Annotated in this window: 13 protein-coding genes and 1 pseudogene; 10 read left to right on the forward strand and 4 right to left on the reverse strand. The window is 67.4% G+C overall.

Annotated features, from left to right (window positions below; genetic code table 11):
- Positions 1 to 42: 42 nt before the first annotated feature.
- The 10 genes and pseudogenes from B0684_RS07145 (at position 43) to B0684_RS07190 (ending at position 12,106) form a co-directional block, all read left to right on the forward strand.
- Positions 43 to 873, forward strand: a complete 831-nt coding sequence (locus tag B0684_RS07145; protein WP_018649757.1) for a carbon-nitrogen hydrolase family protein — start codon at positions 43 to 45, stop codon at positions 871 to 873.
- A gap of 154 nt (positions 874 to 1,027) precedes the next feature.
- Entirely contained in the window at positions 1,028 to 2,470 is a 1,443-nt protein-coding gene (gene tldD, locus B0684_RS07150) for a metalloprotease TldD (protein WP_026305890.1), read from the forward strand.
- Positions 2,471 to 2,505: 35 nt separating this feature from the next.
- Complete coding sequence (locus tag B0684_RS07155; RefSeq protein WP_018143927.1) at positions 2,506 to 2,769, forward strand: hypothetical protein; 264 nt, start codon at positions 2,506 to 2,508, stop codon at positions 2,767 to 2,769.
- 78 nt (positions 2,770 to 2,847) lie between these two features.
- Positions 2,848 to 4,236 (forward strand): metalloprotease PmbA, encoded by a 1,389-nt coding sequence (gene pmbA, locus B0684_RS07160; RefSeq protein WP_018176054.1) that lies wholly within the window; start codon positions 2,848 to 2,850, stop codon positions 4,234 to 4,236.
- 449 nt (positions 4,237 to 4,685) lie between these two features.
- Positions 4,686 to 6,584, forward strand: a complete 1,899-nt coding sequence (locus tag B0684_RS07165; protein WP_018649758.1) for a M48 family metalloprotease — start codon at positions 4,686 to 4,688, stop codon at positions 6,582 to 6,584.
- Positions 6,585 to 6,990: 406 nt separating this feature from the next.
- Positions 6,991 to 7,194 carry a cold-shock protein gene (locus B0684_RS07170; RefSeq protein ID WP_018143924.1) on the forward strand — a complete coding sequence of 68 codons (204 nt, stop codon included), beginning with the start codon at positions 6,991 to 6,993 and terminating at the stop codon, positions 7,192 to 7,194.
- 223 nt (positions 7,195 to 7,417) lie between these two features.
- Positions 7,418 to 7,882, forward strand: coding sequence for a rhodanese-like domain-containing protein (locus B0684_RS07175; protein ID WP_077277000.1), 465 nt, complete (start codon positions 7,418 to 7,420; stop codon positions 7,880 to 7,882).
- 67 nt (positions 7,883 to 7,949) lie between these two features.
- Positions 7,950 to 10,310: a putative bifunctional diguanylate cyclase/phosphodiesterase gene (locus B0684_RS07180; RefSeq protein ID WP_077277003.1), complete on the forward strand. Its 2,361-nt coding sequence runs from the start codon at positions 7,950 to 7,952 to the stop codon at positions 10,308 to 10,310.
- Between the two features lie 50 nt (positions 10,311 to 10,360).
- Positions 10,361 to 10,818 (forward strand): annotated as a pseudogene (locus tag B0684_RS07185) (DsrE family protein).
- A 298-nt stretch (positions 10,819 to 11,116) separates the two neighbouring features.
- Complete coding sequence (locus B0684_RS07190) at positions 11,117 to 12,106, forward strand: GGDEF domain-containing protein (RefSeq protein ID WP_051080697.1); 990 nt, start codon at positions 11,117 to 11,119, stop codon at positions 12,104 to 12,106.
- A gap of 30 nt (positions 12,107 to 12,136) precedes the next feature.
- Here B0684_RS07190 and B0684_RS07195 read toward each other — a convergent pair whose 3' ends face one another.
- From B0684_RS07195 to purM, 4 genes are read right to left on the reverse strand one after another with little or no spacing between them, the layout of a single operon-like run.
- The gene (locus B0684_RS07195) at positions 12,137 to 13,543 is read right to left on the reverse strand and encodes a dihydrolipoyl dehydrogenase family protein (protein WP_018649761.1); all 1,407 of its coding nucleotides are present in this window, start codon (positions 13,541 to 13,543) and stop codon (positions 12,137 to 12,139) included.
- Positions 13,544 to 13,548: 5 nt separating this feature from the next.
- Positions 13,549 to 14,298 (reverse strand): DUF3108 domain-containing protein, encoded by a 750-nt coding sequence (locus B0684_RS07200; RefSeq protein WP_018649762.1) that lies wholly within the window; start codon positions 14,296 to 14,298, stop codon positions 13,549 to 13,551.
- A 7-nt stretch (positions 14,299 to 14,305) separates the two neighbouring features.
- Positions 14,306 to 15,034, reverse strand: a complete 729-nt coding sequence (gene purN, locus B0684_RS07205) for a phosphoribosylglycinamide formyltransferase (RefSeq protein ID WP_018649763.1) — start codon at positions 15,032 to 15,034, stop codon at positions 14,306 to 14,308.
- The gene (purM, locus tag B0684_RS07210; RefSeq protein WP_077277001.1) at positions 15,031 to 16,041 is read right to left on the reverse strand and encodes a phosphoribosylformylglycinamidine cyclo-ligase; all 1,011 of its coding nucleotides are present in this window, start codon (positions 16,039 to 16,041) and stop codon (positions 15,031 to 15,033) included. The genes purN and purM overlap by 4 nt, the downstream gene beginning before the upstream one ends.
- Positions 16,042 to 16,086: the final 45 nt, after the last annotated feature.

The following is a 16,086-nucleotide window of genomic DNA, read 5'->3' on the forward strand; positions in this document are numbered from 1 at the left end:
GGGCGCCATAACCGGCCCCGGTAACCAGATGATCGGAGCGACATGACTCAGGTAGCGGCCATCCAGATGGCCTCCGGACCCCAGCCCCAGGCGAACCTTCTGGAGGCGAAACGACTGCTGCAGGAGGCCGCCGACAAGGGCGCCCGCCTGGCCGTCCTGCCGGAGAACTTTGCCTTCATGGGCATGCAGGAGACGGACATCCTCGGGATCGCGGAGGTCGCCGATGGCGCGGGCCCGCTGCAGGCCTTTCTCGCGGAGCAGGCCCGGCGCCTGGGGTTGTGGATTGTTGGCGGGACCATCCCGCTGCAGACCCCGGACTCCGAGCGGGTGCGTTCGGCTTGCCTGGTGTTCGACGACCGCGGGCAGCAGGTGGCGCGCTACGACAAGATCCACCTGTTCGACGTGTGCCTGCCGGACAGCACCGAGGCCTATACCGAGTCCAAGGTCTTCGATCGGGGCGATCAGGTGGTGGTCGTCGATACGCCGGTCGGCCGCATGGGCCTGGCGATTTGCTACGATCTGCGCTTCCCCGAACTGTTCCGGGCCCTGCTGGACAAGAATGCGGAATGGGTCGCCCTGCCGGCGGCCTTCACCGCGCAGACTGGGCAGGCGCACTGGGACGTGTTGCTGCGGGCGCGCGCAATCGAGAACCAGTACTACATGCTCTCGGCGGCCCAGGGCGGCTTCCACGTGAACGGCCGCGAAACCTACGGCCATAGCGCGCTGGTGGACCCCTGGGGTCGGGTGGTCGGTCAGTTGCAGCGCAACCCCGGGGTACTGCTGGCGAATCTGGACCCGACCCAGGCCGCGCGCATCCGGAGCAGCTTCCCGGCAGTGGACCACCGCCGCCTGCCGTGCCCCAAAACCACCTGACCCCGCACCCTGGCCTGGGTCAGGGTGGCGATATACCCGCAACGGCCGCGCGCTTGAAAGCGAACGGCGTGCCCCAAGCTCCATACTGAAGGCCGACAGCTGCTCCCCCATGATGGACACGGAACAGCGGATTTACGGAACCCGAGAGGACTTCATGATCGACCGCCTTGCGCAACAGACCCTGCTCGACCCCGCCGGCCTTGGCGAAAGCGAGCTGAGCGCCCTTCTGGGCACCACCTTCGGTCACGGTATCGATGGCGGTGACTGCTACTTCCAGTTCTCCAGCCAGGAGGGCTGGTCGCTGGAGGACGGCATCGTGAAATCCGCCAGCTTCAACATCGAACGCGGCGTTGGCATCCGTGTGGTGCGCGGCGAGCAGACCGGGTTCGCCTACTCCGACGACATCGCGATGCCGGCCATGCTGGAGGCCGCGAAGACCGCGCGCAGCATTGCCAGTGCCGGGCAGAGCGGGCGCATTGCGGTTGCCTCGCGCGCGTCCTCGCGGCCGGCGCTGTACGCCCCCGACAATCCGCTCGATTCGCTGGGCGAGCAGGCCAAGATCGACCTCCTGAAGGAGGTGGATGCCGTCGCCCGCGCCGAGGATTCCCGCGTGACCCAGGTGATGTGTTCGCTGGCCGGGGTGCACGAGGTGGTGCTGGTACTGAATGCCCGCGGCGAGATGACTACTGACGTGCGCCCGCTGGTGCGCCTGAACGTCCAGGTGATCGTCGAGCAGGGCGGGCGCCGCGAATCCGGCACCTCCGGAGGCGGCGGTCGTCACGGCTACCAGTACTTCCGCGAGGATGGCCGCGCCGCCGGTTATGCCCGCGAGGCGGTGCGCCAGGCCCTGGTGAATCTCGATGCGCGCGACGCGCCGGCCGGCAGCATGAAGGTGGTGCTCGGGCCCGGTTGGCCGGGCATCCTGTTGCACGAGGCGATCGGCCATGGGTTGGAGGGCGACTTCAACCGCAAGGGGACCTCGGCCTTCTCCGGACGCATCGGCGAGCAGGTGGCGGCCAAGGGCATCACCATCGTCGACGACGGCACCCTGGAGGGCCGCCGCGGCTCGTTGAACGTGGACGACGAAGGCAATCCGACTCAGCAGACCGTGCTGATCGAGGATGGCGTGCTGCGCGGCTACATGCAGGACGAGATGAATGCCCGCCTGATGGGTACGCAGTCCACCGGCAATGGCCGCCGCGAGTCCTACGCCCGGCTGCCGATGCCGCGCATGACCAATACCTACATGCTCGGTGGCGACGCCGATCCGGAAGAGATCCTGGCCTCGGTGGACGACGGCCTGTATGCGGTCAACTTCGGTGGCGGGCAGGTGGATATCACCTCCGGCAAGTTCGTGTTCTCCGCCTCGGAGGCCTACCGGGTGGAGAAGGGCAAGGTGACGTACCCGGTCAAGGGTGCGACCCTGATCGGCAATGGCCCGGATGTCCTGACCCGGGTGTCGATGATCGGGAACGACATGAAGCTCGATTCCGGCGTCGGCACCTGCGGCAAGGAGGGCCAGGGCGTGCCGGTCGGCGTGGGACAGCCCACGCTGCGTATTGACGGCATGACCGTGGGCGGTACCCAGGCAGCCTGAGGGCTGCGGGGCCCGATGCAACCAAGGAGGCACAGATGAATCTCGATTTTCTCGAACAGGAACGTTCCCTGCCGGAAGGGCATGGCCACGACAAGATCGTCCAGTGGCATGTCTTTCGCGCGCGCGACAAGGCCGAGCAGTTCGCCCACCACGTGGAGCTGAGCGAAGGGCAGGACCTGGTGGGCGGCTGGACGCGTGACAGCGTCGGCATGCTCTACTGGGTCGGTGTGCACGTCGACGACCTGGAGCGCTGGGGTAACGCCGGCGCGGTCCACAAGCACGGCGCCCGGGTCGACTAGTCATCCCTTCCCCGGGCCATCCGGCCCGGGGTGTCCTTGTATCGCCCCCAGATCAGTCATCGAGTAGCGGAACCCTGCATGAGTACATCTCCCGAACGCGCCATCCCGGAACCCGTGTCCCAGGAAGACGGGGTCCAGGCCCTTTCTCATTCGCCGGACTCCCTGCAGACGAGAGTTCAGCGCACGCTGGAGGCCGCGCGCGCGCGCGGTGCCTCGGACGTCCAGGCCGTGGTCAGTCACAGCGTCGGGCTGGAGTTGGGGGTGCGCAAGGGCGAGATCGAAACCCTGGAGCACGAGCGTGACCAGAGTCTTTCGCTGATCGTCTATTTCGGCCAGTCCAAGGGGGCCGCCTCTACCACCGATTTCAGTGACCAGGCCCTGATCGACACCGTCGAGGCGGCCTGCCGCATCGCCCGCTACACCGAGCCGGACCCGTACGCCGGGATGCCCGATCCCGCGTTCAAGGCGAGCGAGTGGGACGACCTTGACCTGGATCACCCCTGGGGCTGCAGCGCCGCCGAGGCGACCGAGCTGGCCCGTACCATCGAGGCCGCCGGCTTCGCGGCGGATGAACGGATCGAGAACTCCGAGGGTGCCAGCGTCAGCACGCGGCGGGCCATTGCGTTTCTCGGCGACAGCCAGGGGTTCATGGGCGGCTATCGCAGCACCCGGCATTCCCTGTCCTGCGCGCTGGTCGCGCGCGACGCAGCAGGCATGCAGCGCGACTACGCCTATTCCGTCGCACGCCACGCGGGGGACCTGACCGCCGCCGAGCAGGTCGGGCGCGAGGCCGCCGAGCGCACCGTGCGCCGGCTAGGCGGGCGCAAGCTGTCGACCCGCAACTGCCCGGTGCTGTTTGCCCCGGAGATGGCGCGCACCCTGATCGGCAGTTTCACCCGTGCGATCGCCGGCCCGTCCCAGTACCGCGAGAGCTCGTTCCTGCTGAATGCCATCGGCGAGAACGTGTTCCCCGGGTGGATGCAGATCGAGGAACGCCCGCAGACCCCGCGCGCGCTGGGTAGCGCCCCGTTCGACGGGGAGGGCGTGCGCACCCGCAATCGCCCGTTGATTGCCGACGGCGTGCTGCAGAGCTATACCCTCGACAGCTACGCCGCGCGACGTCTGGGCCTCGAGGCCACTGGCAACGCCGGGGGTGCACGCAACGTGACCGTGGCCCCGGGCGACAAGGACTTCGCCGCCCTGCTGGCCGAGATGGGGACCGGTTTCCTGGTCACCGAGCTGATCGGCCAGGGGGTGAACCCGGTGACCGGCGACTATTCCCGCGGGGCCGCCGGCTTCTGGGTGGAAAACGGCGAGCTGCAGTATCCGGTGGAGGAGATCACCATCGCCGGTAACCTGAAGGACATGTTCCAGCGGATGGCGGCCGTGGGCACCGATGTCGACCGCCGCGGCAACATCCACACCGGTTCCATCCTGGTTGAATCCATGATGGTGGCCGGCGACTGAACGGCTCTTTCCGGTCTGTCTGTGCGGGCATGACCGGCCGTTTCCCCGCATCACCCACCCTGCTACTCTCGCCTAGGGAGACGCTGATTTAATCGCGCGCTCGCGTTGGTGCCCCCTGTTTTCCGAGACAAGGCGCGTCGTGCAGCGGGTAGTGGTTCTACCCGCAAGCGGCGCAACGCAGGATCGGCGAACAGGGGGCACCAACCCGACAAGTGATTGAAAGAGCGGGCTCGGCCGCTTTTGCGCGCGAACAGCGTTGCGGTTCCTTTGTGCAGAGTGACTGCACGGCAGTCACCGCGCCTTGTTCGCACGCAAAAGCGACTCGAGCGCGAGCGCGCGATTAAACGAGCGCGCGATTACATCAGCGTCTCCCTAGGGCTGCATGGCCCCGTGACGCGCGACCGTCCGCCCTCCGCAATACGGTCGTATCCCGGTGGCGAGGAGCGGCCATGAACTTCTTCGAGCAGCAAGAGCAGGCACAGCGCAGGACGCGCTGGCTACTGGCCCTGTTCGGCCTGGCCGTGCTGGTGATCGTCGGGGCCCTGGGCCTGATTGTCTGGGCCATGGGGGGCGGCACCGAGGCCATCGCCTGGACCATGGGGATCACCGCGGGCCTGATCGTCCTTGCGAGTCTGTACCGGGGCTGGCGGCTGCGCGCCGGCGGCGGTGGGCTGATCGCGCAGGAGATGGGCGGCATCCGGGTGGATGGCAATCCGGCGGATCCGCAGCGGCGGCAGCTGCGCAACGTGGTCGAGGAGATGGCAATTGCTTCCGGGGTGCCGGTGCCCGATATCTACGTGCTGGAGCAGGACCTCGGTATTAACGCCTTCGCCGCCGGCTTTGCGTCGAACGATGCGGTGATCGCCGTGACCCGCGGTGCGCTGGACAGCCTGGAGCGCGCCGAGCTGAAGGGTGTGGTCGCGCACGAGTTCGGACATATCCTCAATGGAGACATGCGCCTCAACATGCGCCTGATCGGCATCCTCTACGGGATCGAGATTCTGGCGCTGTTGGGGCAGGGCGGGCTGGCGCGACGCCGGCGTCGACACAAGGGCGATATGGCCGATACCGGGGTGGGCGTGCTCAGCGTCACCCTGATCGCGGTGGGCTATGCCGGGCTGGCCCTGGCGCGCTGGATCCGGGCCGGCATCTCGCGTCAGCGCGAATACCTCGCGGATGCCCATGCCGTGCAGTTCACCCGCGAGCCGGACGGCCTGGCCGGTGCGCTGAAGAAGGTCGCGGCCCGCTATGCCGGGCTGAATGGCAATACCGAGGAGATCACTCACATGCTGTTTGCCAGCGACGCGATCGGCCAGATCTTCGAGACCCATCCACCCCTGCTGGATCGCATCCGCACCTTGCAGCCGCATTTCGAGCCCCGGGATCTGCAGCGCCTGCGCGACCAGCTCAATGCCCGGGTGCGGCAGCGGGCGCACGAGCGCGCGGTGGACGGCATGCAGCGCGAACGCGAGGGGCGCGTGCCGGGCGCCGAGGCCGTGGGGGATGCCCTCGGCGGCCACCCGGCACTGACCCATATTCTCGGTGCCGGCATGTTGCTTGCTGCGATTCCGGGGCCGCTGGCCTGGGCCGCGCGCTCGGATGCGCGGGCGATCGAGGTGGTCTTGTATCTCCTGTTGCATGCGGACCCGGATGTGCGCGAGCGACAGCTGATGATGATTGCCGAGGCGTTGGGGGAGGCGCGCGGAGAGGCCGTACGTCGTCTGCAGACAGCGGAACCTGCGCTGCGCGAGGACCTGCGCCTGCCGCTTCTGGAGCTGGGCTTCCCGATGCTGCGGCGGCTTTCAGCCGAGGAGCGCGCGCGCCTGCAGGGGCTGGTGGAGCGGCTGATTCATGCCGATGGCCGGGTGGCGGTATTCGAGTATGCCCTTGGGCGCATGCTGAGCTGCCAGTTGCGGGATGTGCAGGATCCTGCCGCGGCGTCCCGCCCCAGGACTGCCACGCTGGACGCCCACAGGCAGAGCGCGCATTACCTGCTGGCGGTGCTGGCCCACCATGGCCATCCGGACGACCCGGCGGCGGCGCGGGCCGCGCTGACCGCCGGGATTGGCAGCCTGGACGGGGCGCTGCCGCTGGCGGTGGAGATCCCCGAGGCCCTGACCGGGGCGGCCGGTGCGCGCGCATGGGCGAATGTGCTGGACCGCGTCCTGGAACAGCTGGATGCCCTGCGCATGCGCGACAAGGACCCGCTGATTCGGGCGATGGTGACCACCGTCAGCCATGGCGGGCAGGTGGTGCCGGCCGAGGTCGAGCTGCTGCGAGTGATGGCGGCGTCGCTGCACGTCCCGTTGCCGCTGGCAACGGAGGGGTTGTTTGATGGTTTGGGGTAGCGGGCGGCGTGCGCATGAGGGTGCGGCCGATGCCCCTCAAGGCGTGTCGGTTCCGGTCGGTAACGCCTTGAAACCGCTTCCATGTGGGAAATAAGCACCTGAATCCAAATTAAATTCCCATTCAAGCGACGGATAACAAACGATTTTCCGGGCGTACATCAAGAAAATCCGAAAAAACACTTTCAATTGAGAGCGGTTTGGGAGGACAATAGCTGCGAGGTAACGGTAACAGGCTCCATGCAGCACCAGGCGACACCCCGAAAGGGGCGTTAAGATTCGCAGTTCCGGTCCCAGTTAGTTTGGGGCCGCGTAGAATCACGATCAAGTTCCATCGTCGTTCGGTTGCCCTCCAGTCTCTCCTCCCCTCGAAAACCCAATCTATTATGAACAAGCAGAGGTAACCGAAATGGCTACAGGTACAGTGAAGTGGTTTAGCGACGAAAAAGGCTTTGGCTTTATTACCCCGTCTGATGGCTCCAAGGACGTCTTCGTCCATCACAGCGCCATCCAGGGTAGCGGCTTCAAGTCGCTGGCAGAAGGCCAGAGCGTCTCGTTTGACGTCGAGCAGGGCCAGAAGGGCCCGGCCGCCGCGAACGTCGAAGCTCAGTAAGACAACCCCGGCGCGCAAGCGCCAGGTTGAGAGAGCCCCGCCTAGTGCGGGGCTTTTTTTGTGCACGATTCTGGCTGCAATTCGGGGCGGGCGTTGCCGGATGGACTTGGCGAGGCAGAACCACGATAGAACGTGTCCAGGGAAGACTTTTTTGTGTGGCGCAACCCGAGCGACGTGCTACGGTTCCCGCATGATCGCTGGATATCGTCAAACCCGCGCCCGGGTGCGCCGCGCCGGGCGAGCATTGCCTCGCTGGATAGCGGTGTTCGGGGTGCTGGTGGCGCTGGTCGTTGGGAATGTGGCTGCGGCCCAGGGCCCCTATCGCGCGCCTGCAGCGATCCCGGGTACCCAGACCATCGAGGCATCCGAGGCCTGGGCGCTGTTCCGCGAGGGCGTCCCTTTCGTGGACACGCGGTTGCGCGCGGACTTCGAGGCGGGGCGTGTGCCAGAGGCCCGCAACCTGACCATCATGCGCGACCTCGATGACGAGCGGAATCGTTTCACCCGGGAGAGCCTGCTGGAGTTCATCGGCGAGCTGGACGCCCCGGTGGTGATGTACTGCAACGAACGGGACTGCTGGCGCACCGAGGCGGCCACGCGCCGCGCCCTCGGATGGGGCTTCACCAATCTCTACTACTTTCCCGGCGGCTTTCCCGAGTGGATCCGCTCCGGCTATCCCTTCGAATAGCGGCGTGGGCGCCGCAGACGCGCATTCCGGCAAGGGCATACGGCTCCAGACGGTCCTGACCGCAGTCATGTTCGCCGGGCTCCTCGTGCTTGCCGGGACCCTTGCGATGGGCACGCACCTTGCGGTCGGTCAGGCGGAGCAGCGCCTCGACCGGCTCGGCGTGGAGGGCCAGTCGGCCGCCTGGCGCCAGACCCTGGCGAACGAGTGGCAGCGCATGCGCGCCGAGGCGACCGCGGTGACACGCAACGAGGCGCTGATTGGCGCCATGCGTGCTGACGCGGGCATCAGCACCTACGCGGACCCGCTGTACAACCGCCTGCGCGCCGGCGGGATCGCGGACCGGGTCGTGGTCCTCGATGCGCAGGGCACGGTGCGTTATGACTCCGACGGCAACCGTGGCGAGCGCGTGCCGCTGGCGGAGGCGGCGCTGGCGGACGGGCGCTTCCACGAGGGGCTGCATCATGTGCCCGGCGAGCGAATCTATGCCGGTCTGGCCATCCCGGTCTATCGTGGCGGGAATCCCATCGGCAGTGTCGTGCAACTGCGCGATCTGTCGACCTCGGCGCTCGAGTCCATGGCGGAGGCGATCGGCGGTCGTGCCGCGCTGCTGGACGGTCGCGGGCCACTGGCCCTCACCGCGCCATTCTCGATGTCCCTTTCGCTGAGTGGGCGACTGCAGGAGCAGGCGGCCGCCGGGCGCGTGGATCTGGATGGTCGGCATTCGCAGGTGGTCTATTTGCCCCTAACGCCATACGCGGCCGAGCGTCCGACCGCCAACGTGGTCCTGTCGCGTGACCTGACCGAATCGGTCGCCACCCAGAACCTCATCAATGCGCTGACCTATGCGGCCGCCTTCCTGGTGCTCGTGCTGATCGCGGGCGGGTTGTACCTCTGGCTGGGGCGCACCCTGCGGCCGATGCAGCAGGCCATGAAGACCCTCGACCGGATCGGCCATGGAGAATTCCACGCCGATCTGCGCGCTGACTCCCGGGTGACCGAGATCGCCCGCTTGCAGCAGGTGACGCAGACCATGGCGCAGCGCCTCGGCCGCATCCTGGAGGTCGAAGAGGAGAACGCCCGCCTGGCGTTTCGCGATGCGCTGACCGACCTGCCCAACCGGCGACTCTTGCTGGAGCATCTGGAACACGCCATCCACACGGTCAACCGGACTCGCCGGCATGCCGCATTGCTGCTGATCGACCTGGACAACTTCAAGACCCTGAACGACACCTGCGGCCATTCCGCCGGGGATCGCCTGCTGCAGGCCCTGGCCCAGCGCTTCACCGCGCGACTGCGCGACCAGGACATCGTGGCGCGCCTGGGCGGCGACGAGTTCGTTGCCCTGCTGGAGGAGCTGAGCCCCGATCGTTCACAGGCGGGGGTCGACGCCCAGCGCATCGCCGGCGAGCTGCTGAAGGCGATGCGCGAGCCGGTCCGGATCGATGACATCGAGCATGTGATGTCCGGCAGCATCGGGATCACCCTGTTCCCGCGTGGCTACGATACGCCGGAGGAGTTGCTCAAGCAGGCCGATTTCGCCATGTACCAGGCCAAGCACCAGGGCCGTAACGCGGTGCGCTTCTACGACCCGGCGATGCAGCGGACCCTGCTGCGCGAGGCGGAGCTAGAACGCAAACTGCGCCAGGCGCTGGGGCGCGAGGAACTGGTGATCCACCTGCAACCCCAGGTGGACCCGGAGGGACGCATCCTGGGTGCCGAGGCATTGATGCGCTGGCCGCAGCCGGACGGAACCTGGATCTCCCCGGGCGAGTTCATCCCGGTGGCGGAGCACACCGGGCAGATCCTCGAGATAGGCCGCCTGGCGCTGCTCCAGGCCTGCCAGACATTGCGTGCCTGGCAGGGCCGGCCAGGTCTGGAGGATCTGCCGATCTCGGTCAACCTGTCGCCGCATCACTTGCGCCAGGCGCGCCTGATGGACGAGGTAACGGGCATCCTGGAGGAGACCGGGGCCGCTGCCCAGCGGCTGCACATCGAGGTGACCGAGAGCGTGATGGCGGATGCCTCGCCGCAGCTGACTGCCAATCTGGAGGCCCTGCGCGCGCGAGGGGTGGCGCTGGCGCTGGACGACTTCGGGACCGGGTATTCCTCGCTTGGCTATCTCAAGCGTCTCCCGCTGGATGTGCTCAAGATCGACCGCTCCTTCGTCCAGGACATCGAGCACGACGCGGACGACGCCAATATCGTCGCGACGATCGCGGCCATCGCCCACAACATGGGCCTGAGCCTGATTGCCGAAGGTGTGGAGAACGAGGCCCAGCGTGATTTCCTGGTCCGTCATGGCTGCCAGCGCTTTCAGGGCTACCTGTATCACCACGCCATGCCGGTCGCCGATTTCGAGGCCCTGGTGGCCGATGGGCCCGGTGGGGCGAACCAGGCGGACCGCGAACCGAGAGGACAGACGGAATGACAGCAAACACCCAGCGCCGGTGGCGGGCACTCCTGCTCGCCGGATGGATGATGGGGTTCGCGACCGGGCCCGTCGTCATGGCTCAGGCAGGGGAGACTCCAGCCCCCTGGGGCGCGGCTGCACCGGTGGAACAGGGCTACCAGGGTCTGCGGGCCGTGTACGACGTGACCGCCGGGACACCCGAGGGCCTGCAGAACGTGCTCGACCACGCGGCCTACCTGAGCCGGATGGTCGAGGACGACCCCTTCGACAGCCACATCGTCCTGGTGGTCCATGGCGGAGCGCTGGAGCTGTTCGCGCGCGAGCATTTCCCCGCGCACGAACAGCTGATGACGCGTGCCCGCGGGCTGACCCTGAATGGCGTGATCGAATATCGCATCTGCCAGGCCGGCGCGGCTCGTCGCGGCTACGCCCCGGGGGACTTCCACGGCTTCGCGAGCGTCGTCCCGATGGCCGATGCCGAAATCGTCCGTCTGCAACAGCAGGAGGGCTAGGGTACATGCGTTAGGGCGACGCTGGCCCTTGTCCACGCTCGCGTCGGCGCTCCATGTGTGGCGCAGGGTGGACGCGGTTCTACCGGCCCGTTGCCACCCATGGTACGTAACTCCGGGTCGAGGAACGCGGGGCATCAACGCCGCAAGTCATTGAATGCCAGGCTTCGGCCAATGTTCCCACTGACGGCGTTGCGGTTCGCGACGAAAGCTCGGCTACACTGAGCTCACCACGCCTTGTCAGCACGACAGATCGATTCGAGGGCGACCGCGTATGTGGGGCCGCGTGTCCCCGGCGTACCAGAAGGGTATTCGATGACGGACGATAGAACGGCGAGGGAAGGATTTCTGCACGAATTGGCGCAGACCAGCGTGCTCGCGGAGATCTGGCAGCACTTCCCGGAGAACATGTTCCTGATTCGGGTCGAAGGCCCGGATTTCGTGGTCGAGGCATCCAACGCGAAGATGGAACAGCTGTTCGCGCAGGATTGTACCGGCCGGCGCTTGCACGACATCCTGCCGTGGCCGGTCGCGGAGCAGGTGGTCGCACATTACCGCGACTGCCTGCGCCAGGATGCGCCCCTGCGCTACGAGGAACATGCGGCCTTTCGCGACGGCGATGGAGTCGAAAAGGAAGGGCACTGGCTCACCCTGCTGTTGCCCGTGCATGACACGCAGGGCGCGATCACGCACTTGTTCGGAATTTCCCAGGATGTCACCGAGTTGCGCCTGGCGCGTGAGGATCTGGAGCGCTACAGCCACAACCTGGAGGCCGTGGTCGAGGAGCGCACGCAGGCCCTGAACCAGGCCAACCGCGAGTTCGAGGAGGCCAATCGGCGGCTGGAAAAGCTCGCGTCCTGCGACCCCCTCACCGGGGTTGGCAATCGCCGGCACTTTCAGGCACGGGCCGAGAGCGAGATGGAGCGCGCCCGCCGCCACGGCAGCCCCCTTTCGCTGTTGATGTTCGATCTCGACGGCTTCAAGCGGATCAACGACGAAGTGGGACACGCGGCCGGCGACGCCATGCTGAAGCGGGTCACCGCGACCGCGCAGGCAACCCTGCGCGACGCGGACCTCCTCGGACGCTATGGCGGGGACGAATTCGTCGTCCTGCTTCCGCATACCCCGTTGGCGGATGCCCGACGGATGGCCGAGCGCCTGCAGGCGCGGGTGCAGGAACGGGCGGACATCTCCATCAGTGTCGGCGCGGCCGGCTTTCTCGCCGACGACACCCATCTCGAGCACCTCGTCCACCGCGCGGATACCGAGCTCCTGGCCGCCAAACGTACCCGGGCTGAACGCTAGCCCAGGACTTCCGGGTGGCTTAAGGCCGGGTCAGAGACCGAAGATCTCGGACTTGAGGTTCCACTTGGATGCGAGGGTCTCGGTGGCGTTGAGGAACTCCTCGGCGCGGGTCGGGTGGTTCCATTGGCCCTTGGCGATCCAGGCCAGCGCGGTGTCGCGGTTCGGGGCCAGCGACAGGATGTGGATCAGCTCGCCGGCTTCGGCGCCGATCACCTCGCCGCCCAGCAGGGCCCCGGTATCCATGTCGCCGATCAGGCGCACGAAGCCCTCGGGCTCGTCCTGGCCCAGGGCGCGCGGGGAGGTCTCGAAGGCGGCGAAGCCGACCGCGGGTTCCAGTTCATCGTCCTCGGCGTCGTCCTCGTCCATGCCCAGACGCGCCATCTCGACGGCCGAGTAGATCGCGATCGGGACGAAGCGCTCGTCCTGTTCGCGGGTGTTGCCGTTCTGGATGTTCTCGACCGCGATGGTCGCGTCGGCCAGGGCGTGGTTGGCGGTCTGCCACTCGCTGGCGACATCGCCGATGACGTAGATGTTGTCGACGTCGGTCTGCAGGGTGGGGCGGCGCTGGACGAAGCCGCGGCGGTCGGTCTTCACCCCGATCGCATCCAGGTTCAGGCCTTCGGTGTGCGGGGTGCGTCCGGTGCCGAGCAGGACCCAGTCGACCTCGAAGGTGTTGCCTTCGCTGTCGGTGATGGTGACGCCGTCGTCGGACATCTCGACCTTCTCGTAGCCCTTGACGCGGGTGGGCTCGACGCCGTCCTCGGCCAGGCATTCCTTCAGCGTGCCCAGGGCCTGGGGGCTGAATTTCTGGCCGGACAGCGGCTTCGAGCGGCTCAGCCAGGTGACGTCCTTGCCGAGGTGGTGAAAGATCCAGGCGAACTCGGTGGCGACCACGCCGGAGCCGATGATGGCGACGCGCTGACCGGCCGGCGGCTTGTCGTCGAACAGCATGTCGGTGGTGAGGACGCGGCCGGGCGCCGCCTCGAAGGGCGCGGGCACGCTGGCGGTGGCACCGGTGGCGATGATGGTGTGCCGGGCCTGCACGGTCTCGGTGCCATCGTCGGTCACGACCTCCAGGGTCTCGGCGTCGCGGAAGCTCGCGGCTCCGTGGCGGTACTGGATCTTCAGGTGCTTCATGTAGCCGAGGTAGGAGTTGCGCACCTCGGTCACCACGTCCTTTTGATGGTCCCAGGCCTTGCCCATGTCGGCGCTGAGGCGGCCGCTGATGCCACGTGCCTCGAAGTGGCGCTGGGCGGCAACCGTGCGTGCGGTGTGGTACCAGTCCTTCTTGGGCACGCAGCCGCGGTTGAGGCAGCAGCCGCCCCAGTCGGCCTTTTCGATGATGACGACGTTCAGTCCGCGCAGGGCGCCCAGGACGGCGGCACGATAGCCCCCGGGGCCACTGCCGATGATGGCCAGGTCAAAGGTTTCGCTCATGGTGGTTACTCGTCGGTCAGATCAATGATCGGGTCGTGCCATTCCAGCTGCGTGAGGTTCAGCTCGAACACGCGGCCGTCGGCCTCGTAGTCGAAGCGCACCGGCACATGGCGCAGCTCGCGGGCGAACCAGGCGGACAGGGCGACATCGCTGTCGTCCGTGCGGCGATCGATGCGGATGGTCTCGACCCGGCCGATCGGGGAGTCCATGGTCTCGCGCCCGGCGTATTCGAAGCGGTATTCGCGCAGGCGGTCGCGTTCCAGGGCCTGGATGGTTTCGCGGTCGCCTTCGCTGGACAGCTCGCCACTCTCCAGGCGTTGCATCATCAGGTACAGCGAGCCCAGGAAGTCCAGGGTCTGCGGCGGCACCTTGAGATCGAAGCGTTCGCCGTTGATGGTGCCGATCGCGCGGTTGGTCTCCCAGTCGAAGCGGGTCTCGACCTTGCGCTCGCGGCGCGGGGTGATCTGCTGGCTGCGCGATTGCACCAGCTGCAAATCGCCGTTTCGGTTGTTCATCAGGGCCTCGCGGCTCAGCTCGAAACGCCCGAGGATGCGCAGAAAGCCGGAGACATGGGCGTCCATCGCCATGCGGGTCTGCACGTCTTCGTGATTGAGGGTGATGCGCGCCTTGAGCGTGTTGCCCATGGCGTTCGCCTCGTAACTGGCGGTGTACGGCGGGATCGGGCTCAGGTCGCGCTCCGCAGCCGCGGGGGCGGCCAGCAGTGCCAGCAGCAGGGCGATTGCGAGTCGGAACATGGGGGTTCTAGCCGACCGGGTGCGGTGGGCGGCTCCGGGCGTCAGGGCCTGAAACATCGTGGGTGTCCTCGTCGAGTTGCAGCGGCGCCTCAAGCGGCGAGCCGTCGGCCTGCAGGATCCGCCCGGACCACTGAATTTCACCTGAACACACCCGGCGCACGGCCTCGGGGTACAGCCGGTGCTCGGCCCGTTGCACGCGGGCGGCCAGGGTGTCGGGCGTGTCGTTGGGGTCGACCGGCACGCGGGCCTGCATGATGACCGGGCCGCCGTCCAGCTCCGGGGTGACAAAGTGAACGCTGGCGCCGTGTTCGGGCTCGCCATCGGCCAGGGCGCGGGCATGGGTATCCAGACCACGGTACTTCGGCAACAGCGACGGGTGAATGTTCAGCATCCGACCGGTGAAGCGGTCCACAAAACCGGGGGTCAGGATGCGCATGAAGCCGGCCAGGATGACCAGGTCGGGGGCATAGTCCTCGATGGCGGTGGCCAGGTCGGCGTCAAAGGCCTCGCGCGAGGGGTAGTCGCGGTGGTTCAGTACCCGGTGCGGGATGTGATGCTGTTCGGCAAAGCCCAGCCCGGCGGCATCCGGGCGGTTGCTGATGACGCCGACGACCTGCGCCGGGATGCGGTCCTGCTCGCAGGCCTCGATCAGTGCGCCGAGGTTGCTGCCACGCCCGGAGATCAGCACCACCAGGCGCTTCGGGGTCGCGGCCGATTGCCCGGCGGGGACGCTCATGCGGCGGCGTAGGAGACGCTTGGCTGGTAGTCCTCGCGTTCCTGGATCACGCCGATCGGCCAGCTGCGGATGCCGGCGCGGGCCAGCTGCGAGCTGGCGGCCTCGACCCGGTCCTCGGGGAGGATCACGGTCATGCCGATGCCGCAATTGAAGGTGCGCAGCATCTCCTCGTCGGCGATGTCGCCGGCCTGCTGCAGCCACTGGAACACCGGCGGGCGCGCCCAGCTGTCCGGGTCGATGCGCGCCCCCAGGGTATCCGGCAGCACGCGCGGAATATTCTCGGTCAGACCACCGCCGGTGATATGCGCCATCGCGTGCACCGGGAACTGCTGCAGCAGCTCCAGCAGCGGGCGTACGTAGATCCGGGTGGGGGCCATCAGCGCCTCGCCGAGGGAGACCCCGTCGGCGCCCGGCAACGGGGCGTCCAGGCCGGCGCCGGAGTGTTCCAGCACGCGGCGGATCAGGGAATAGCCGTTGGAGTGGGGCCCGCTGGCCTCCAGGCCCAGGACCACATCGCCCGCGGTGACCCGGCTGCCGTCGATCAGGGCGGCCTTCTCGGCGATCCCGACCGCGAAGCCGGCCACGTCGTAGTCCTCGCCCTGGTACATCCCGGGCATCTCGGCCGTCTCGCCGCCGACGTCGGCGGCGATGTCCACGTCCAGGTGGCCGGTGGCGTAGTAGTCGAGGAAAAACAGCGGCTCGGCGCCCTGGACCACGATGTCGTTCACGCACATCGCGACCAGGTCGATGCCGATGCTGTCGTGACGACCGGTCTCCTGGGCCAGGCGCAGCTTGGTGCCGACGCCGTCGGTGCCGGAGACCAGAACCGGCTGCTTGTAGCGATCCATCGGCAGCTCGAACAGGGCGCCGAAGCCCCCCAGTCCGGCCATGACGCCGGGACGCCGGGTGCGCGCCGCGTGCGGCTTGATGCGTTCGACCAGTTCGGCACCGGCCTCGATGTCGACACCGGCCTCGCGGTAGGTCAGGCCTGAACGGGATTCGGACATGGGTTCCCCGATGTTTGATGACCGCGCGCTGCGGCGGTCTCGCAG

The organism is Thioalkalivibrio versutus, from assembly GCF_001999325.1.
GTDB lineage: Bacteria > Pseudomonadota > Gammaproteobacteria > Ectothiorhodospirales > Ectothiorhodospiraceae > Thioalkalivibrio > Thioalkalivibrio versutus.